The organism is Bacillus sp. SRB3LM, assembly GCF_015712745.1.
GTDB lineage: Bacteria > Bacillota > Bacilli > Bacillales > Bacillaceae_G > Bacillus_A > Bacillus_A thuringiensis_K.
The window spans coordinates 545153-566219 of record NZ_VWVQ01000078.1; the positions used below are offsets into that span (position 1 = coordinate 545153).

Below are 21067 nucleotides of genomic sequence, written 5' to 3' on the forward strand. Positions count from 1 at the left end.
CTTTTTTAGTCATTCTATCAACTTGCCGACAAACAGCCACCTTCCAGGCAGTGAAGTGACCCCCGAAAGTTAGACAGATCGTTTCATTAGGCAGCCTCTAGGGTATGAGCCCGGTATTGTACTGGGCTCATACCCTTTAATTTTGCCTTAATTCTTTTATGATTATAGTATTCTATATACTTTGCTAACTCTTGTTTGAAATGTGTTATACTTTCAAATTCTTTTCGATACAGAAATTCCGATTTCATGATACCGAAGAAATTTTCAATAACGGCATTGTCATAACAGTTTCCTTTGCGAGACATACTTTGAGTTATGCCACAATTCTTAAGAGAATGACGGTATTGTTTCATTTGATAGTGCCAACCTTGATCAGAGTGAATGAGGAGTTTATCCGGATCGGTTACACAATAAAGGGCTTGGTCCAACATCGTTGAAACAAGGGAATAGGTCGGTCTTGAACCAATTGTATACGTGATAATTTCACCATTAAATAAATCCAACATTGGTGATAGGTATAACTTCTCCCCAAATAACTTAAACTCCGTAATATCTGTAACCCACTTTTCATTTGGTTTTTCAGCTTGGAAGTTGCGATTTAAAATATTTGGTGCAATTTTCCCAACTGTCCCTTTGTAAGAGCGATATTTTTTCATACGAACCAGACATTTTAACCCTAATTCTTTCATAAGACGATACACTTTTTTATGATTTACTTTGTGTCCACGATTCATAAGTTCATCACGAATACGACGATAACCATAACACCCATCGTGTTCATTATAAATAGCTTGAATCAGTTCTTTTACCTCCGCATTTGGATCAGGACGATTAAAATGTTTCATCCAGTAATAGTACGTACTACGTGGAATGTTTGCGAGTTGAAGTAACTCCTTGATAGGAAATTCATGCCTTAACTCGTAGATTACTTGCGCTTTGTCTTGTTTGGTGATTTTTCTTTGTTTTGAACTAAGGCATTCAACTTTTTTAAATATGAATTTTCCATACGTAAACGCTCATTTTCCGCTTGTAAGGCTTCGATTGATCCTTCATCTACTGGTTTTATTTTTTTATCTTTCATGGTTGGACGCCCCTTTTTCTTTGATTGTAGGGCATCCAATCCTCCTGTTTCATAAGCTATTTTCCATTTCCGAAGTGTTTCATAAGACGGTATATTGAAAAGTGCCGCTGTTTCTCTGATAGATGTCCCGTGTTCATTCATATAATAAAGTACATCTAGTTTATACTGGGCTGGGTAGAATGTATAGCACTTTTCAAAGGCCTTTTCACCTGAAGACTCATATCGTCTAATCCACTCACGAAGTACGCTAGGGTTAACTCCTATAGATTTAGCAATTGTTTTTCCACTTTCTGTACCATCTAAATATCGTTTCACCGCTTGGATTTTTTCTTTTGAAGAAAATTTAGCCATAAAAAATGCACCTCCAATTGTTAGACTGTGTCTAACAATTGGGGTGCACTTCAGTTATAGTTAAAGGCTTTTATCATCATAATTTTTACTTACCAATTACCCACTCTAACATCCGCCTTCAACCACTTCACCCAATCCAAGTCCTCTACTTTAAGCAAACTAAGCGAAACACCCTTCATATCTAAAGAAGTCAACAGCGTACCAACCTTTACGAATGTAACTTGCAATCCTTCAAGTTCACACAAACGGCGAATGTCGTTTGCGAAAATGTATTGTTCCATTAATGGTGTCGCACCGAGTCCGTTAATAAGGATGGCGAAGTTGTCGCCTTTTCTCCAGCGATAAATACTTTTTAGTTTGTTCATCAGTTCAATCGCTAATATTTCAGAAGAGGACAGCGATTCTTTGCGGTAACCTTTTTCACCGTGAATACCGACGCCGTAAAAGACTTCATCTTCGTTTAATGTGAATGAAGCTTGTCCTTTCACTGGATCGTTGGCAGGTGAAAGGGCGACTCCTAATGTGTGTAAGTTTTCAGTGATAGAACGGCCGAGTGCAGTCAGTTCTTCTAAAGAATGTCCTTCAAGAGCGGCTGCACCAAGTATTTTTTGAATGAAAACAGTACCAGCGACGCCGCGTCTTCTTTTATTAAAGGAAACATCATCTTCAATTGAAACGTCGTCATTTACGATGATGTGGTCAATTTTTCTTCCTTCTTCTTTAGCAATTTGCTTTGCCGCTAGAAAGTTTTCAACGTCATCTTTAAAGTTTTTAATGATGAATAAAATACTTTTATCTTTCGGCATAAGGCGAGTTGCCATTATAATTTGTTCTACTGTAGGCGGAGTGAAAATGCTGCCGTTTACGGCCGCTGTAAGCATTCCTTTTCCTACATAGCCAATATCAGCAGGCTCATGTCCGCTACCACCGCCGCTTATAATAGCGACGTCTTGCTTCATTTTTTGGATATCTTTTACATAAATGATGTTATTTGTTTCGTCGTAATTTACTTTGTCGTTATGTTCAAAATAAAAGCCATGCATCATATCTTGAACGATATTTTGTACATCATTCATAATCTTTTTCATTGCTTTTGCCACCCTTTAATTACTTTGCTGATTGCTCCAGTAATAGTAGTAATTGATTGTTTATCATATTTTTCATGAGAGAAGACATAATGGAAGGATCTACTTCGCATTTGCTTTCAATCCAATCTTTTATCGTTCCGACGAAGCCGTGACTATAAAAGGAGGCAATCGTATTTTTTGTCTCATCAGAAAGGCTGAATCCACAGCTCACAGATAATTCATCAATAATCTTCATATATAAGTTTTTCGTATGCTCAAATAAATAGTGATTAAACGAGTTTTGTTCAATGACTTTAAAAGCATTTCGGTAAAATTTTTGATTTTCGTAAAAGTAATCAAATAATAAATCAAAAATGTTTTCCCACGTTTCATAGTCAAGAAAATCGATAATGTTCTCTTTCGTTTCTTCTCTATAAATCCAGCTTAATAGTTCAAATTTATCTTTAAAATGATAATAAAAAGTTTGCCTACGCATTTGACAGTGTAACATAATATCGCTCACTGATATTTTATGAAACGACTCTGTTTCCATTAAATACTTCAATGAGTTCGCGATTATCTTTTTAGAAATTATAGAAGAGGTCATCTCAATCATCCCTAGAATGTTAGTAATATGAAAATCCTACCCATAAATGAGAACGGTGTCTTTAGACAGATTGTCCATTTTGTCCGTTTACTATAAAACGCTTTCATTTTAACATGGATAGTAAGAAGAAGATTTCAAATATATCACAATATATTAAAGGAATTGAGGGATAATCACAATGAAAAAGATTATAAACAAACCAGAAACATTAGTAATGGAAATGTGTAACGGAATGGTTATGGCTCACCCAGAGCTTGAACTTTTGAAAAAATATAAAGTTATTAAGAAGAAAGAAATGAACGAAAACAAAGTAACGTTAATTAGTGGCGGCGGTAGTGGCCATGAGCCGGCACATGCAGGATTAGTCGGAAAAGGAATGTTAGATGCGGCGGTGTGCGGAGATGTGTTTGCGTCACCTTCACAAATTCAGGTGTATCAAGCGATTAAAGAGACAGCTAGTAAAAAAGGAACGTTATTAATTATTAAAAATTACAGCGGCGATATTATGAATTTCAAAAACGGAGCTCATTTAGCGACGGAAGATGGAATTGAAGTCGACTACGTAAAAGTGGATGATGATATTGCGGTAGAAGATAGCCTATATACAGTAGGACGCCGCGGCGTTGCGGGAGTTATTTTAGTTCATAAAATTGCCGGCGCAGCAGCGGAAGAAGGTATGGATTTAGGAGCGGTGAAAGCTGTAGCGGAAAAAGCAGCGGCTAACGTGCGCACAATCGGTTTAGCGTTAACTTCTTGTACAGTTCCAGCGAGCGGATCACCTACTTTCACACTTGCGGAAGATGAAATGGAATACGGCGTAGGTATTCACGGCGAACCAGGAATTAAGCGTGAAAAAATGCTGTCAGCAGATGAACTAGCTAACCGTATGACAAATGATCTTGTAAAAGATTTAGGAGTAAAAGATGGCGAGGAAATCGCACTTCTAGTTAACGGTTTTGGCGGAACACCACTGCAAGAACTTTACTTATTTAACAACGCAGTGACGAGAGAATTAGCTGCTAGAAACATTAAAATCAATAGAGTATTCGTCGGTAACTATATGACGAGTATCGATATGGCTGGCATGTCTTTAACAGTGATGAAGTTAGATGATGAGTTAAAAACATTACTATCAAAAGAGTGTAATACACCAGCGTTTAAAGTAGATGGGCCAGTTGAAAGTGTAGAGTACGTGAATGTGCTTGAAGAGAAAGAAGAGAAGGAAGTTTCCTTTGAAATAGAAACGGCGGAAGAGCACGCTGTTATTAAGGATAATGTTATTACATTAAACAACATGATTTATCTCGTTGATAAAATGAGCGACGTTATTATTAAAAACGAAGTACCGTTCTGTGAGTTAGATACACACGCAGGTGACGGCGACTTCGGAATGAGTGTGGCAAAAGGATTTAAGCAATTAAAACGTGAGTGGCATTCTATTGTAGATCAAGAGAACGTAACGATTGGGTCATTCCTTGACGGTTGTTCAATGATTATTATGGAACATTGCGGCGGCGCATCTGGTCCAATTTGGGGTGGTGCATTCCGCGCAGCTAGCAAAGCAGCAGGAGAAAAACGTGAGCTAACGGTGAAAGAATTCGCTGAAATGTTGCAAGCAGCACTTCAAGGTATACAATCTATCGGAGAAAGATCATTTGGTAGAGGAGCGGTAGTTGGTGACAAAACACTTGTTGACGCGCTTGCTCCATGTGTAGATTCTTGGTTAGATAGCGCTTCAAACGAAGAAGACATGAAAACTGCTTTTGAAAAAGGAGCAGAAGCAGCAGTTAAAGGAGCAGAGTACACGAAAGAAATCGTAGCTCGCATGGGCCGCGCTGGTACAGTTGGCGAAAGAAGTTTAGGATACCCTGATGCAGGTGCACATGCGCTTGGGGTTATCTTTACGGAGATTGCGGGTAGTTTGAAATAGTAATTGGAAAGTCCCTCTGCCTTAAGGTGGAGGGACTTTTCTATAATTGATTAATATATAATTTCGTTAGATGTTTTCTCTGTAAAGATATGTATGTTTATAAATACTAAGATAATAGTTTTAAAAGAAGCAACGTGAGTTCCTATAAATAGGGAGTTTAGGTTGTTTAATTGTGTTTTGGAAAATTTCTCAATTGATAAAAAGTACTTCAAAAGGAATAAATTAATAATGGAAGATATGAAGGAACGGGAAAAAAAGATAGAAAAGAAGTTAGAGCTAAGGGATGATAATCTTATGAAGATGGTCAGGGAGATTCAAGATGCTAAACGTACTATTGTATCAGCTCAGGAAGAAATAGCGGCAGCCAAGTTTAAGAAGAAGTCTTGGTGGATGTTTTGGAAATGAGTATCATTTTTTAATTAATACAAGTAAAAGAGACCTTATAGGGTCTCTTTTTTTATAGGGTATTTTACTGTTTTCGCTCAAATGGATTGTCTTATACATCTAAGTTGTTTCTACATAAATATCTGTAATCTCACCTATTACTATATCTTAAAAAAATTTGCAACAGTACCAATAAAGCGTTATAAAAAGTATTTAAAATAATAACAAATAGGTATAATGATTCCCACTATAGAAAATACAATACTTCCTAAATTAAATGCAGAAAGTTTCGCACGATGAACTTGAATTTCACCTAAATCTACCCCTCCACTAAAATGCTTATCCATAACTTTAGCGACGTTTTGTTGTTGATTAACAAAATAAGGTATTAGCCATATACAGCAGAACAAAATAATACTACCAAAAAAGAGTGTGTCAATAATTGAAGCTTTCCAATTTAATGAAGTAATGACTATGAGAACAAATTCTCCCACCATAACAATTATCATAGTTCCTACATATCTGGTTTTTTCAGAAACGTTTTTAAATACAGTCTCGTCCATAATTTTTTCTATTTTAGTCCATATTACACTGATTAACACGATTAGGCTAATTAAGAAAATAGTAAATAAGGCTTTAACTAAAAGATACTCAAACACTACCGACACCACCTAGTAATTTCTAAATTAGAATATAAAGTTGATTTTTTTAACTCTATCAAAAGATTAAATTCAATAATCTATTAACTAGCTTATCGAAAAATTTATTGATTTAAAGATACAACGCTATATGTATTAGTTATATAGGATAAGATCTCCCAAAATTCCTTTTCTAATATATATATCTTCTAATCATTGTTGGACTTCAATTGTCTAAATATTTTATTTAGCACTTTATATCAGTTAATGATTAGAATTTTCTGAATTAAAACTCCTTGATATATGTTAAGAACATAATTATTATTATGATATTTCGATGTGATTGCTGCTAATGCTTTATCTTCAAGGGGAAATATAAGGTTTTCGTTACCATAATACTAATAACAACCTAACAAATTGAATGGTTACCATAAAATACTAAAAATGCCCCCTCAGCAATTTACAGTATAGTACACTTTTAGGAAAAATGGAATATCAAAATATTTTATTATTAACAATAATGAGAATTTTTGCAACGATTATAATTATTGTTCGGATTAAAGATAACTCATTTTTGGTGATCTGTATTCATTTTTTCTAGAGTTTATATTAACTTAGAAAACTTTGTAACAGAACCATAAATAAGATCAAATATCATAAGTTTTTTATTTTTTATACAGTAACCATGTGTCAGCCAGTCCCTTTTTTTAATTTAGAATATTCTGTTATTTTTTTATCAATTTATAATTGCGGGGTGAATTGTTATATAATTTGCGGAATTATGGTAATATTTAGGTGAATAGAAGTGGTTGAGGAGGACGTAGTGATATGAGCACAAATATTTTAATGCATGAAGCAGTTATGCAACAACTTAATGATTTTTATCAAATGATGTTGTCGCAGCAAATTATAAAAGCAACTGAATTAAAGAAAGAAATAGATGAAAAAATTGAACAGATTAAACATGCAGAAGAAAAAGAAAATCAAAATCAAAATTTATTATTATATTATTCTTTACTAGACCTAAAATATAGAATGCTAACTGATCGAGTAAGTATTCGAAAAGATAGTTTTGAAGCAATTGATACAATTGACGAATCGACAGATACACTCACAGCTTATTACTATCATTCTTTTAAAGCAGAACATGCTTTAATGTTTAGTAACTATAATGAAGCCAGAAGGCAATATGAAGAAGCTGAGAGCCTATTAGAACATATTTCTGACGAACTAGAGCATGCAGAGTTTTATCAAAAATATGCGGTGTTAAATCATCATATGTCTAGTATGCTCATATCTATTGAATACGCAAATAAAGCGAAAGAAATCTTTGAAAGACATGCTGGATACGAGGTGAAAGTCGCTTCTTGTGAAAACACACTAGGGACAGCTTGTATATTCTTAAAGCAATTTGAAAAAGCGGAAGAACATTTGAATCGTTCCATTGATCTTTTGCAAAAACATAATGTGGAAAAATTGATTTTAGTAGTAAGGCATAATTTAGGATTATTATACGCAACTCAAAACTTATCTACATTAGCGATTCGTCATTTATCAGAAGTGACAGAGAAGAATCCTGCCCAATTTAAAGCATTGTTCTTACAAGCACGTGAACACTATAAGCTAAGAGAAATAAATATTGCAAAAGAACTTATTGAAAAAGGATTAGCAGTTTGTATAGAATTAGGAAATGAAGAGTATGTATATCATTTCAATATTTTACGTTCTCTTAATGAAGATGAAGCAATTGAACTCTTAGAAGAAGAAGTGGAAAAAAGTATTTCTTACTTCGAAAAGCAGGATTTATGGGATTTCGTAGAAGAATATGCAGAAGTATTAGCGGTTCGCTTCCGCAAATTGAATAAGCATGAAAAAGTTAGTGATTATTTCAATGTATGTTACGAAGCGAAACAAAAATTACTAAGAAAAGGGGCGTTAAAATAATGAAGAAGCTTATATTAGCGGCGTTAGGATTAGTGATAACATTATCATTTAGTAACAATACAGGTGATACACAACATGCTCTAAAAAAGGAAGAAATTATACAATACTCACATGCTGATCATTTTTAATTGCTAATTAACAAAGGGACTCCATAATTGGAGTCCCTTTGTTAATGCGGTAACGATTTAGTTTATCTGATTATAAAAATGCAAAGGGTTTCTAAATTTGCAGAGGTAATTATTTGTTAATCTTTTAAAACTTTGGCTTAGTAATACCGAGGGTTATTATAAATATATTAATCATATAATTTGTCCATATCAAAATGAACGTTTTTTGCATCTAATATATTGTAAATATATTTTATTTTGAAAGAATGTGATTATATGGCTTATAAATCTACGGGAGTGTTTCGAGTTCCAGTTTCTGAAAATGGGATTATTCCAACTACTCTCAACATTATGTTAAACAATGATTCACGTTGCCATACTAGTAATGTAACGGTAACTGTTAAGAGAAGCCGAAACACTTTTTTCCCAACTCAAAATGAATTAGTTGAAATCTCTCGTACTTTTGTTTCTTTAGAACCAAACAGAACAACTAAGATTGTGTTGTTTACTCCAGAATTCCAAGTAGAAGATTTCCTTGATGTCATCATTAGTGGAAATAGAGAGGATGTTAAGGATGTTCTTGTATATTCTTTCTTAGCAGATTCAGTAGGTCATAATCTGCCATCTACTGTTTTCAGAAATGCAGAATACACTTTTGCTTGCTGACACCGTGATGATGTATTCTTTACTGTCGTATATCTGAATTGAAATGTTACAAATAGCACTTCACGGCATACAATCTATCGGTGAAAGATCGTTCGGCAGAGGAGCGGTAGTTGGTGAAAGAAGTTAAGGATATCTAGATGCAAGTGCGTATGCGCTTTGGGTTATCTTTACCGAGATTGCGAGTAGTTTGAAATAGAAATTAGAAGATACCTTCTACCTTAAGGTGGAGGGAGGATCTTAATATTGTTTTTTGATATATATTGCTAAATATGTTCCCATAATTCATTCTATTGTATTGAGAATAATGTCATCTACATCAAAAAAACGGCTTATAAAAGGAATTAGTATTTGAAGGAGTTCCACCTCAAACATACTCCTATGCATATAAGTATGTTTGAGGTGGATTTATTAGCGAATTTTATATATAGCATGAATGAAAATGAGATAAATAAAACAATATTCCCTATTATGTTTTTAAGAATTAATTGAGCAGGTCCTTGTAAAAATAAAGAAAAGACACCAAAAGGTGCCTTCCGCCGGCTTAAATTATTTTAATATTATCGATCTAAGTTTAAAAGCTATAGGGATTTTTTCTGTGGGTTTTGTAAGTAGTTTTTACGAAATTATGAGTGTTTTTTATTTTGTATTTCAATAAGTTCATCTGGTATCACTTTTGTATAATATTCTTTTTCTGTTAGTTCAAATATAAATAATGCTTTTTTCCAGTTATAAATAACCTCTTCTACATTATGTTGTTTAATTTTTAATAAACACTGACCTTTTAAATAGAATAGTTCACCTAGTAGGTATAAAGTATTTAGATTAATTGCTAATTTGATACCTTTATCAATGTACTTTATTGCCTCTTCATGTTGATATGTGAAGTCGAAACATTTTGCTAAATTTAACATGAGTTTTAATTTAATTTCTTTATCTCTAGGAAAATCTAGCTTATTAAAATTAGTTAAACACCTTCTTAATATAGTAATACTTTTATCATATTCTTTATTTTCCGCATAAAATATAGCCATTGTTTGCATAATATCTATTTCTCTTTCTGATAAAAAATCAGAATTAGTTAAAGTCAGTTTTAATGCATTATTTAAAAAATCTAAAGCAGTTTTTATTGATTTATCCACCACAAATATAGCAATTGCTTCATGCCATATTAGAAATTGTTTCTCATCTTTTGTTTGAAAATTATTTAAGTTTTTCTCTTTTTTTACTATTTCATAAAGTTCTTTATATTGTTTTTGTTTTAAGCAATCTTTTATTACATATTTTACATTTTCTACATATTTTAATCTTTTGTTTTGAGTTAGTGCAAATATGTTATTTGGATCAATACCAAGTCTTTCTGATAATTGATATAACAATATACTAGATGGATAAATCATACCTTTTTCAATCTTACTAATTTGACTTTGTGAACATATTCCATGACATAATTCGGATTGTGATATATTTTTTTTAATTCTAAGTTCTTTAATGGTAATACCCAAATCGTTAAATTCCATTTTGCCACCTACTATTTAGCACTTTATTAATATAAGAACATTCTCTAACCTTAATGTAATGTAAAATTAATATAGTTGCAATTATTGTTTTAAAGGGCTTATCGTTTCTATAAGATGGTGAGATTTTTTTATGTAAAAAAAGAAACCAAAAGGTGCCTTTCGCCGACTTGGACCACGTTCATTTAATATAAACCTATCTGTATTTTCACATGCTCATCTAATAATTCCTCTATTTTCCATTTGATAAAATAAAATCCTAATATTACCAATAATTAAATAAATATTTCTACATATTCAAGATATTTACATAAATTACAAAAGTGATACATTTAAGTTGTAATCAATAAAAACTATTAAAGGGGGATTTATTATGTTCAAGAAATTAGTAGTAGGAGCGTTAGCAACAGGTATTGCATTAACAGGAGGAATTGGTGCAGCTTCAGCTGATACACAAAAAGCTGTGAGCTCTCCGAAGCAAGCAACATGCTCAATTCCTTATGAGTATTCTAATGGGAAATTCAAAAGAACTCTTTATTACTCAAATGGAGTATATGCTAATAGTTTTAATGAAAATGTTTGTGGCGGGACGATTACGTGGTATTTAAAACATGTTCAAAATGGAGTTGCTTTTTACGAAGGTAATTTAAAATAGTAGATTTTTTGAACCTCATTTATTGAGGTTCCTTTATTTTTAGTTTTTAAACTGATTCTCTATAAAAAAGACACCCTAAGGTGCCTTCTTGAGATTTGCTCCATTGTAATATGGTATTGGATGCCAGTCCAATTATTATTTTACCACCTTAAATAGTTTCGGTTATTGAGAAAAAAGACAACTCATTATTTGAATGCAAAAAGTCCTAGGGGGACTAGGACTTTTTGCTAGAATGAATATGATTTAAAAAAGGACTTATATAACGTAACATATGAATGTTTCGTAAATGTATCAAAAAAATGAACAAAAAAGTTATTTTAAATAAAAAAAGCTCCGCGATAAAAGCTGCGGAGCTTCATAAGGTCGAGTTATGTCGTACTCACAAGGGATTTTAACATGAATGTTGTGGTAAAAATACTGGTAAATTTATCCCGTAAAATCCCGATTGGTTTAACTAATAATCAGTGGGGGATGAATAAAACTCCCACTGATTAAAGTTTCACTTCATTCGAAGGAATTCATGTTTTATAAATTAGATTATGAGAGTTGATATTCTCCATATTGACCAGAAAAGAACTAAAAATTCTAGTGAAATTCCAAGTGTTCGTTTCCTAGTTTTTTGAAATTCTTTTATTAAATAGCCAACAGCACTAATTGCTATAAGAATGAAAAGAATAAGTTCGAGTGTAACTGGCATTTTATCTACCCCTAATACATTAATTTATTATATAAAGATTATAAGATATTTTTGTAATTAGTAGTGAAAAATTCAATAGAATTATCTCTAAATGGAGTAAATGTTTCAACGGACCAATCAAAGGTCAATACAACAAGTGTTATACAATATACGCATGGAGAGCCGTGGGGCTGAAGAAATATTGAAGTATAAAGAGTTGTTAGATCGAAGGATGATTACTGAAGAAGAGTTCTAAGTGAAGAAAAAGTAACTAATAAGTATATAGATGAAACGCTCAGATGAGCGTTTTTTTATTTATATATTCGCAAGTAAAATAACATAATATCACTATGAATCCTTATAACAATATGAATTTTTGCATATTTTAAAATTCAATATATCCCTCAAAAACTTTTAATTGTATAATATATTTTGTCATATTTTTAGATTTTTCGACATAAACCAACAAAAATAGAGAACGTATTGGGAGAAGACATTATGTATACAAAATTATTAAAATCAATTACATCATTATCACTTATTGGTGGTGCGTTGTTATATACAAATGGCAGTGATGTGAAAGCTGCTGAAGTGGGTGTTTTTTCTGATGTGCCGACATCACATTGGTCATATCCTGCAATTAAAGATTTAGCGAGTAAGAATATTATTTCCGGTTATGGAAATGGGATATTTGGTTTTGGAGATGTTGCGACAAGGGAGCAAGTTGCGGCTTTAATTTATCGAGTGTTAGTACCGAATAAACAAGGCGGTTCGTTTAGTAATGCTGGAACTCGTTTCGTATTAAAGGATGGGTCTACGTTTAAAAATCCTTACGGTGATATTAATCAAAGTTCTACAATGTTCCCAGAAGAGGTATTAACTTTAACAAATTTAGGAGTTTTTAAAGGTGATGAAAATGGCCAATTTAGACCGAAAGCTTCTGTGAGTCGTGCGGAAATGGCACAAATTCTTACAAATGCTTTCCATCTTGCGGCAAAACAAAAACATACTTTTAAAGATGTTCCAAATCCGTTTTGGGCAGAAAACGCAATTAGTGCAGTGCAGTCAAATGGAATCGCAGATGGCACAGGAGACGGAAATTTTGAACCGTATGGTACAGTAACACGTGAACAGTATGCGCAATTTTTATATAAAACTTTAAAATATAAAAATGCTAATGTGAAAGATACAGGAGATGCGGCATTATTAACAGGGTTTAAAGAGGAAGTACAAAAGCGTATTAATATGTATGAAACGAATATTACACTTCCATATAAAACGAAAAATAATAATACAGAAGAAGTGATGAATACACTCTTTAACGCATATAAAGAAGTTGCAAGTAAAAATGAGTATACAAATAATAATAGATCGAATGTTTCATATGGACTTTCTGGATCACCTGGAAATTATACGTTTACGCTTAATATTACATATCGTGAAACGAAAGAACAGACGGAATATGTCATGAAACAAGCGAAAGCAATCGTTTCTTCTATTACTCAAGTTGGAATGGATGATCACGAAAAAGTGAAGGCGATTCATGATTATGTAGTAAAACATGTTTCTTATGATACGTCTTATAAAGCTTACACAGCATATGAAGCACTTGTAAATCGTTCTGCAGTTTGCCAAGGTTACGCACTATTAACCTATCAATTATTAAAAGAAGCAGGAATTGAAAATCATTTCGTGACAGGAACTGGGGACGGACAACCCCATGCTTGGAATTTAGTGAAAATCGAAAACAAATGGTATCATCTTGATACAACATTCGATGATCCGGTTCCAGATGAGCAGGGCCGCGTAACGTATTCGTATTTCAATTTATCAGATGAACAAATCGCAAAAAATCATGAGTGGAACCGCGGAGACTACCCGCAAGCTACAACAAATTATTATAGTACACTGACAAATAAAATTGCGGCAGGTAGTACGAAAACGCCTGCATATCAGCAAATATTAAAAGATACAAAGTTAAATTATTTAGGAAATGAATATATCGCAAATAACTATACTGAATTAAAAAATAAAATGCAGCAGCGCTATAGTACAAAGCCAGAAAAGATAGAAGTACTTTATAAGCAATCAATGAACGGTGCACTGCAAGATGTGAAAAAGGCAATTGGGGAAATCGGTTATCCGCAAGGGGCAAATCGAGTTTCTTATAAAGCGGAGCCTTACAATGCGAAAGAAGGATATTCTTTAGTGAAGATTACGTTTACGTATTAAGAATGAAAAAAAGCATCTGTTTTAGATGCTTTTTTTATTGTATTAATTCGACAGAATGTGCCAAGTGAAAGGGATTTGGTCTGTTATGATAATTTTTGAAATTTTACATTTTGGAGGATTAATCATGAATAAAAATAAGATTTTCGCTGCGTTAATAGGAATTGTAGCCTTATTTGTAATTATTAATGTAGTTGTTACGAAAGAGAAAACGACATCAACCAGTGAAAAAATGTACTCTGAGAAAGAATATAATAAATTAGTAGATGAACATTTTGAAGAAACGCAAAAGTTGAAAGGTGATATGAGTGTGTTAGAAACTGAAAAAAAATCTCTTGATGAGCAAGTGAAGAAGTTAAAAGATGAGTTAGCGAAAAAAGAGCAACAAGTAGCGCAGCAGCCGGAAAAGAAAGAAGAGCCAAAACCGGAACAACCTACTGGAGCATTCGAAAATCCAATGAAAAGCATAAACAAAACAGAGGCAATGAATAAAGTAAAAGAAAAGGCGAAGAAAGACTTCCAAGATGATTATATGACACAAAACTTTGTTGCGGAGGAACAATCAAAAGTATTTGATTTCTTAAACAGTATTGAAATTAAATCACAAGAAGAATTAAATGTAATGAAGAATGCATTGAAAGATTTTTCTAACGACTTTATGACAGCGAAGTTAAATGATCTAATAGAAAATTAGAATTAGTAGAACTGGTAAATAAACTTTGCTTTAGTCATACGAAAGTCCTCCATTTAAGTCAGGAAATTGATAAGTTAATTAATAAATATATGATTATAAAAAAAGGAACCCTATAATAGTAGGGTTCAAAGGGAACAGATACGTAAAATATATAAAGAGAATAATTCAATGTGTAATTAATATAGAATTAAATAATGAGATATTTGAAAATAAAGCCAGTCAGAAACATACTGAAGGTTTATCGACCGATAATAGGTTGAGGGAACCAAAGGATATAGCTGACATTATACCTTTTCTTTTTTTACCAGACAGTTGTTGAATAACTGGTGAATGAATTAATGCAATTAACGAATTTTGTTTATTATAACAAAGGAAAAAATAACTTATTATGAGCTGTATTTTTAAAAAGATAGTTTTTATTGAAAGTCTATCGTTTAGGTAACTTACTTATAAAATTTGAATCTTATGTCTATTGTATCTACGTCATTCTTGTTAATTGTATGGATTATTAAATCATTTTGATATACATACTTATTTTATAGTAAACTAAAAGTGGTAAGGGTACTGAATGATCTGTTATTCTAAAAACACAGTACTTCAAGGTTTTGAAGCACTGATTTCCTTTGATTAACTATATTTAAATACTCATATTATGTTTTTTAGAAGAAGAAATAGGTTGTTCCATCTTTTGATGAACTATATGGAACAATAGAGAAGCTAGAATTCCAATCGCTAAAAATATTAACCAGTAGACCGATATGTGATTAAATTTATTTAACCAAGCTCCAAGATAGTTACCAATAGTGCCTCCAAAGGCCCAAAAGGCTTGGAAAATACCGAAAAATAAGCCTGCAGGTTTATTGTTACTAAACTGGGCAACAGTCATTTCAGCACCTGGAAGGGCAAGTGTTTCTCCAAGAGTATAAAGAAATATACAAAATAACATCCAATAAATTGATGAAATTAGTGGAATAGCACCAATTGAGAGTCCCATAATCAAAACGCCTAGTTTTACCATAATCAAGGGATGCTTACTAATAAATATTTTTCTTAATAAGAACATTAATAATAATCCGGAAACACCATTTAAAATAAAAATAGAACTTACTAATTGTTTATTGTCAGTTAAATTGTATGCTTTGACTGGAAAAGAAATATTTAATTGAACAAACATAATCCAAAATAAAGGCATAATACACATAAATAGTAAAAATAACTTATTTGAAGCTGTATCCTTTAAGCTTGCCAATATTTTTTTAGTATCTTTAAACGTCTTAGGATACTTATTACGATATACAAAAAGAACAAATGCTAAAAGTAGCATAGCGATACTTGCAATCGTAAATGGATATACTGGATCAAATTGAACTAATAAGGCCCCAACTAAAGGCCCCACAATTACGCCTGCATTAAGCATTTGGTTAAAATAAGTAAATATTTTCTTTCGTAGCGCCTCTTTTTGAGTAGTAAAGAAAGCAGTAATAGATGGATCAAATAATGCTCCTCCAAAACCAATAAAAAATGAGGCGATACTTACTGACCAAAAATCACTAGCAAAAACAAATAATCCAAATCCTACCGCTCTTATTACAACTCCTAGAAGAATATTTATTGTATGGCTTACTCGGTCACCTATAAAACCCGTGAATATTGGCAACCCTCTTTGTGAAATAAGAATTGTAGTTAAAATGGTCCCCACTTCCCAAGAAGAGAAGTGGAGATCATTAGTTAAATGTATTGCTAAAAAAGGCATTATCATAAAACTTCCTGTATTCATAAATAAAACAGCTGTAAGCAAAATCTTGATGGGAACAGGAATTTTTTCGCTAACCATTGACTTTGATTGCCTCTCTTTTTTCTTCTAATTTTTTTGAGAATTTTTCTTTTTTTACTACAGCTCTTTCATGAAAACCACTTAATATTTTATTACTTTCATCGAATGCCTCAACTTCAAAAAGCAATTTATTTTTATCAACTTTAATTAATTTTGAATGAATTGTTACTTTCTCATTATAAAGAGATGGGGCCAAATGCTTCATTTCATAATGACCTAGCTCTAAAGACATATAATTTTCTTCAATTTGGTTTTTAATAGCATCCATACAAGATACTTCTGCTAACCAGAGTAAAACGGGGGTTGCTAATACTTCTACGTCATTTTCCCAGTTGTTTGCTAAGTCCTTTTCTTGAACTACATATTCATATTTTCCTAAAGAATCAACTTGAAAGTTCATAATCTAATTCCTCCTATTTAGAGAGTTAATTTTTTTGTGTATTAGATTTACCACCATCTTTGTCTCAATCCAAATGGAACTGGAACACGTATAAAATAGTAGGTTAAATATGGAATTTTTAAATGTATTTAATTTCAATGTCGCTCAGATTTATTTCTATTATTTTTTCTCTACCTTTAATATGTGCTGCTCTAAACTTAATAATGAATCTGTCAATATATTAAATAATTCCTCTAATTCATTTTCTGTGATAGTAAATGGGGGAGCTATTAAGAAAGCATCACCCTCTGAATAGTTAATCATATTTTTAACAGGATATATTAATAGTCCTTTTTCTAAAGCAATATCTACAATAATATCTGCAATATTAAGATTCCGTGGGAAAGGACTTCGTTTTTCTTTATTGGAGACTAATTCTACCCCCCAAAGTAAACCTATGCCTCTTACATCGCCAATAAATTCAAATCTATTCTTTAATTCATTTAGGTTTTTTCTTATAATTGCTTCGTTTTTACGAACATTTGTTATAAGATCGTTAGACTCAATATAGTTTAATACCCCTAATGAAATGGCAGCAGAACCTGGGTTTCCACTGTATGTGTGCCCATATACTGCTATTCCAGAACCAGCATGTATTGCATCATAAATTTTTTGATTAAACAAAACACCTGAAATTGGGGTATAGCCTGCACTCATCCCTTTACCAAGAGCAATAATATCTGGCTCAACATTCCAGTTGTTGATTCCAAACCACTCTCCAGTTCGACCTAAACCCGTCATCACTTCGTCACATATTAGCAGAATATCGTACTTATCACATATTTTTTTAACTATCTTAAAGTAGCTCTCAGATGGTGTAATCGCTCCACCTGATGCTCCTACAACAGGTTCCATGATAATCCCAGCAATATTCTCGCTTCCCATTTCTTTAATTACAGACTCTATAGCGGTTGCACATTCTAAATTACAAGTTTCAGGATCCTTAGAGAAAGGGCATCTATAACAGTATGGTGTTGGAATAGCTGGTTTATAAGTTAGAATATCTTCAAATTTTATTCTACGATCACTCCCCGACATCGAAAGGGCACCTAAAGTTACTCCATGATAACTAATCTTTCTTGATAATATTATGTTTTTTTTTGCTTTTCCAAGTTCTTGCCAATATTGAATAGCTAAACGTAATGCCGTTTCAGTTGCTTCTGATCCACTATTAGAAAAAAAGATATGATTGAGATTGGGGGAGAGTTGCGTAATTTTATTACCTAGCTCTTCTAAAGGCGAATTAGTAAATTGTGTTCTATATGTAAACGCAATTTTTGAGAGCTGATTGTATGCAATTTCTGCAATTTCTTTTACACCATGACCAATATTAGCTACTATCGCTCCAGAGCAGCCATCTAAATATTTCTTATTCTCTTGATCATATATGTAAACTCCTTTTCCATACTTTACAATAGGATATGATTTGGAAATATTCGGTTTTAAGACGGATGATTTTGAAAGGCTGAATGTACTCATTGAAATACGCTCCTCTATAGATATTAAATAATAAATTCACTTAAAAATGCCCTGAAAGATTTTTCTAAATCATAAGCTTTTTCTCTTGTCTCACCTATAATCATATATTCGATAGATTTGCTTTGATTTTCATCATTTAAAAGAACGACACCCTCTTTATTCTTTGAAGCTAATAAGCTATTTACTTCAAGTTCTTTCAACAATTCACCAAATGTTTTGTTACCTATACTAACTTTATTTTGAGTCAAAATTGTGTAATTATCTCCATAATTATCTCCGTATAAATGATGAGCAACGACATGTACATGGGTAGAGCCGCCTGTACGTCCATTAATCTCGGAAATCATGATTTTTCCATCACTAGTTAAAATACCGTCAATATTTATCAATCCAATATACCCTCTTTGCATAACAACTTCAGTAAGTTTTGTACAATTAGAAATAAATTCACCTATAGCGTATGGTCTTAATGATACGGTTGGTATTTCAAATCCATTCCATACTGGCTCCATTCTCATATCTCCAAAATTCAACAAATAAGGTCTAAGGACACCTTCTTTAACTTCTAGTTCAGCATAGAACACTGAAAATGTTTCGTAATAAGCTTCAACTACTAATTTAGTATTTAATTCACCTATCAATTGCATCCAAATGCCTGAATATATTTCTTCTAATTCGGATTCTTGATTAATACATAATGTTTTGTATGCACCAGGTGATTCAGTTCTCTTATCATATGTAATGACAATGTTGCCTTGACCACTTGCATTCGTGTCTTGTTTTACAATTATTGACCCTGTTATATCAATAAGTTCTCTCATAGCCTGATTCAATTCTTTTGATGTATAACAATTTATTCCCTCTGGCACAGGAATATTATATGCTCCCGCAATTCTACGATATTCAATCTTACTATTTAAAACTTCTGATCCACCTTGTCGAAAATAATCCAAAGTATGAGATTTAATTTTAACTGGTAAGTTTTTTACTAATTGAGCCACAGACCTGTCAAAAAAATAAGGTATAACTTCCCAATCAGCTCCTCCCATTAGACCTAAGAGTTTTTCTTTTAATTTAGGGCTATTTAAAGTCTCATAAGTTAATAAATCTTTTTTATGTACACTTTCAGGTACTATTACATGTATGTCATCCAGTTGTAATCCTTTAATGGATAGTATATAAGTTAAAAAATCATTAGAGATTTCTCTAGGTATTAGTAAAATATCACCCTTTTCAAGTAACCAAGCTAAGCGATAAGAAAATGATGACCACATTGATCCAGCCTTTTCAGTTAATTTATCAGGCTCACCAACTAAAGATTCGGCCCCTACGTTACCAATAATAAGTTTTGGTGATTTATTCAAATTAGTAGGTATTTTTTGTGTATTTGAAGTGAAACTGATTTCCATTGTAGAACCTCCTTAATATTGTTTAATAAAATTAAATTGTTATCAATGCAAACAATACACCGAAACAAAACAGGTTTGATTTTTTTAATAAAAAGTAAATTTATAGTAAATGATAATATGTAGGACTGTTTATATAGAGTAATCTTGATAGACAGCTTTTTATGTTCGCATTTTTCACTAAAACGTTCTTTTTATTACACTGAACATAATTACCTACTACAACGGTAATAATCACCACCTTTCAAGCACTTGGGAATATAGAAAGATATTTATTAACCATCTATTTATTTTAGTGGTTAACAACTATCTTTTATTATGTTATCAACAGTTGTATAATAAAGTCAATCCTAAAAATTATGAGGTGAGTGGTATTGATTAATAATCAAATAGCTCCAGGAAGATTAGAGATCATTCGTGATTTCTTAAATACTTGGGAAATTCCCAATGATACTCGTAAACCAACTGATCGTTTGAATACCAAAAAAGATGTAGAGGATTTTATTTTTAAGTATTTTGGAGATATACATTTTTCTAGAGATTTAGAGATACTGCATCAATTTCGTAAGGATTTACGAATATCAATAGAGTTAAATACAACTAATAGTTTAAATAAATGGTTAACTCAGTACCCTATAGAAATATCTATTGTTAATCCTGAAAATATTCAATATAATCCTAAAAATAAACAAGACTTTTTTAGTGAGATATTGATAATTATCATCGAAAGTATTGCAAAAAATCAGTGGAAACGGCTTAAAGCCTGTCCAGACTGTCGTTGGGTTTTTTATGATAATTCGCGCAATGCAAGTAAACGTTGGTGTGGAATGTATGCATCTGAACCTAAAGGTAGATCATGTGGCACCATTGCAAAAGTTCAGCGGCACCGTAAAAAAAATAAAATTCAATTATGAGTATTTAATTTGTAAGAATGTCCATTGATAGATATATGGGCATTCTTTTTTATCTTTATCTTGTTAGTCAATAAACTTTATTTAATTCGAAATATATATATTCGTAAATATATATATATTTCATTATATGGAAATCACTTCGTTTTTAATATTGAGAAAAATTTATGAGATATGTACACAATTTTTTAATTTGAGAAATTTATTTTTAAAAATTTCTTAATAATACCTCTATGCTAATACTAAAATTAAAGTAGTTTTTTAGATACAGAACATGATATATGATAGGATTCTAATATTTTTCTTTATATTCAGAAAATTTTTGAAAAACGATAGTATCCTAAAAAAACTTGTTTAAATAAATTTACATTTGTGGTAAAAATTTTAATATAGCAAACCCAAAAGGCTAAATTGAAAACTAGATAGTGATTGGGATGTCGTTAACCTAATTAACT

18 protein-coding genes and 2 pseudogenes are annotated in these 21067 nt (G+C 32.0%); 11 read left to right on the plus strand and 9 right to left on the minus strand.

Features of this window, described 5'->3' with window-relative positions:
• Positions 1–86: 86 nt before the first annotated feature.
• The 3 genes from F3I02_RS26335 to dhaS form a co-directional block, all read right to left on the minus strand.
• A protein-coding gene (locus tag F3I02_RS26335) for an IS3-like element ISBth10 family transposase (protein ID WP_085960089.1) occupies positions 87–1432 on the minus strand; the annotation gives its coding sequence in 2 pieces (ribosomal slippage) (positions 87–991 and positions 991–1432; 1347 coding nt in all).
• Between the two features lie 89 nt (positions 1433–1521).
• The gene (gene dhaQ, locus F3I02_RS26340; protein WP_016078008.1) at positions 1522–2520 is read right to left on the minus strand and encodes a DhaKLM operon coactivator DhaQ; all 999 of its coding nucleotides are present in this window, start codon (positions 2518–2520) and stop codon (positions 1522–1524) included.
• Positions 2521–2539: 19 nt separating this feature from the next.
• Positions 2540–3106 (minus strand): dihydroxyacetone kinase transcriptional activator DhaS, encoded by a 567-nt coding sequence (dhaS, locus tag F3I02_RS26345; protein ID WP_000204220.1) that lies wholly within the window; start codon positions 3104–3106, stop codon positions 2540–2542.
• A gap of 178 nt (positions 3107–3284) precedes the next feature.
• Here dhaS and dhaK point away from each other — a divergent pair, with 178 nt between their 5' ends.
• Together dhaK and F3I02_RS26355 are read left to right on the plus strand one after the other, a co-directional pair.
• The gene (gene dhaK / locus F3I02_RS26350; protein WP_196478571.1) at positions 3285–5036 is read left to right on the plus strand and encodes a dihydroxyacetone kinase subunit DhaK; all 1752 of its coding nucleotides are present in this window, start codon (positions 3285–3287) and stop codon (positions 5034–5036) included.
• A 210-nt stretch (positions 5037–5246) separates the two neighbouring features.
• Positions 5247–5441: pseudogene (locus tag F3I02_RS26355) on the plus strand (DUF3967 domain-containing protein); the annotation flags it as partial.
• Between the two features lie 179 nt (positions 5442–5620).
• Here the strand turns inward: F3I02_RS26355 and F3I02_RS26360 are convergent.
• The gene (locus F3I02_RS26360; protein ID WP_000464476.1) at positions 5621–6079 is read right to left on the minus strand and encodes a hypothetical protein; all 459 of its coding nucleotides are present in this window, start codon (positions 6077–6079) and stop codon (positions 5621–5623) included.
• An 807-nt stretch (positions 6080–6886) separates the two neighbouring features.
• On the opposite strand from F3I02_RS26360, the gene F3I02_RS26365 reads away from it, so the two are divergent.
• The 4 genes and pseudogenes from F3I02_RS26365 to F3I02_RS35050 form a co-directional block, all read left to right on the plus strand.
• The gene (locus F3I02_RS26365) at positions 6887–8002 is read left to right on the plus strand and encodes a tetratricopeptide repeat protein (RefSeq protein WP_196478572.1); all 1116 of its coding nucleotides are present in this window, start codon (positions 6887–6889) and stop codon (positions 8000–8002) included.
• Complete coding sequence (locus F3I02_RS34505; RefSeq protein WP_000733501.1) at positions 8002–8130, plus strand: hypothetical protein; 129 nt, start codon at positions 8002–8004, stop codon at positions 8128–8130. Before F3I02_RS26365 ends, F3I02_RS34505 begins: the two co-directional genes overlap by 1 nt.
• A 255-nt stretch (positions 8131–8385) precedes the next feature.
• Entirely contained in the window at positions 8386–8775 is a 390-nt protein-coding gene (locus tag F3I02_RS26370) for a hypothetical protein (protein ID WP_196478573.1), read from the plus strand.
• Positions 8776–8815: 40 nt separating this feature from the next.
• Positions 8816–8899 (plus strand): annotated as a pseudogene (locus F3I02_RS35050) (dihydroxyacetone kinase, ATP-dependent); the annotation flags it as partial.
• 499 nt (positions 8900–9398) lie between these two features.
• Here the strand turns inward: F3I02_RS35050 and F3I02_RS26375 are convergent.
• Complete coding sequence (locus tag F3I02_RS26375; RefSeq protein WP_196478574.1) at positions 9399–10292, minus strand: helix-turn-helix domain-containing protein; 894 nt, start codon at positions 10290–10292, stop codon at positions 9399–9401.
• A gap of 370 nt (positions 10293–10662) precedes the next feature.
• Here F3I02_RS26375 and F3I02_RS26380 point away from each other — a divergent pair, with 370 nt between their 5' ends.
• The 4 genes from F3I02_RS26380 to F3I02_RS26395 all read left to right on the plus strand — a co-directional run bounded on the left by F3I02_RS26380 (position 10663) and on the right by F3I02_RS26395 (position 14659).
• A complete protein-coding gene (locus F3I02_RS26380; RefSeq protein ID WP_000473814.1) occupies positions 10663–10944 on the plus strand; it encodes an LCI fold-containing protein in 282 nt (93 codons plus the stop codon).
• A 1174-nt stretch (positions 10945–12118) separates the two neighbouring features.
• A complete protein-coding gene (locus tag F3I02_RS26385; RefSeq protein ID WP_196478575.1) occupies positions 12119–13852 on the plus strand; it encodes an S-layer homology domain-containing protein in 1734 nt (577 codons plus the stop codon).
• Positions 13853–13976: 124 nt separating this feature from the next.
• A complete protein-coding gene (locus tag F3I02_RS26390; protein WP_001038911.1) occupies positions 13977–14543 on the plus strand; it encodes a hypothetical protein in 567 nt (188 codons plus the stop codon).
• Positions 14544–14554: 11 nt separating this feature from the next.
• Complete coding sequence (locus tag F3I02_RS26395; protein WP_074594354.1) at positions 14555–14659, plus strand: aspartyl-phosphate phosphatase Spo0E family protein; 105 nt, start codon at positions 14555–14557, stop codon at positions 14657–14659.
• A 521-nt stretch (positions 14660–15180) separates the two neighbouring features.
• On the opposite strand, the gene F3I02_RS26400 is transcribed toward F3I02_RS26395, so the two are convergent.
• The 4 genes from F3I02_RS26400 to F3I02_RS26415 all read right to left on the minus strand — a co-directional run bounded on the left by F3I02_RS26400 (position 15181) and on the right by F3I02_RS26415 (position 19704).
• Entirely contained in the window at positions 15181–16377 is a 1197-nt protein-coding gene (locus tag F3I02_RS26400; protein ID WP_000253212.1) for an MDR family MFS transporter, read from the minus strand.
• On the minus strand, positions 16370–16777 hold the full coding sequence (locus F3I02_RS26405) for a thioesterase family protein (RefSeq protein ID WP_196478576.1): 408 nt from the start codon (positions 16775–16777) through the stop codon (positions 16370–16372). The genes F3I02_RS26400 and F3I02_RS26405 overlap by 8 nt, the downstream gene beginning before the upstream one ends.
• 159 nt (positions 16778–16936) lie before the next feature.
• Positions 16937–18295 (minus strand): aspartate aminotransferase family protein, encoded by a 1359-nt coding sequence (locus F3I02_RS26410; RefSeq protein WP_000102998.1) that lies wholly within the window; start codon positions 18293–18295, stop codon positions 16937–16939.
• A 23-nt stretch (positions 18296–18318) separates the two neighbouring features.
• On the minus strand, positions 18319–19704 hold the full coding sequence (locus F3I02_RS26415; RefSeq protein ID WP_000406132.1) for a preATP grasp domain-containing protein: 1386 nt from the start codon (positions 19702–19704) through the stop codon (positions 18319–18321).
• 371 nt (positions 19705–20075) lie between these two features.
• On the opposite strand from F3I02_RS26415, the gene F3I02_RS26420 reads away from it, so the two are divergent.
• Positions 20076–20615: a CGNR zinc finger domain-containing protein gene (locus tag F3I02_RS26420; protein ID WP_000609507.1), complete on the plus strand. Its 540-nt coding sequence runs from the start codon at positions 20076–20078 to the stop codon at positions 20613–20615.
• Positions 20616–21067 lie beyond the last annotated feature (452 nt).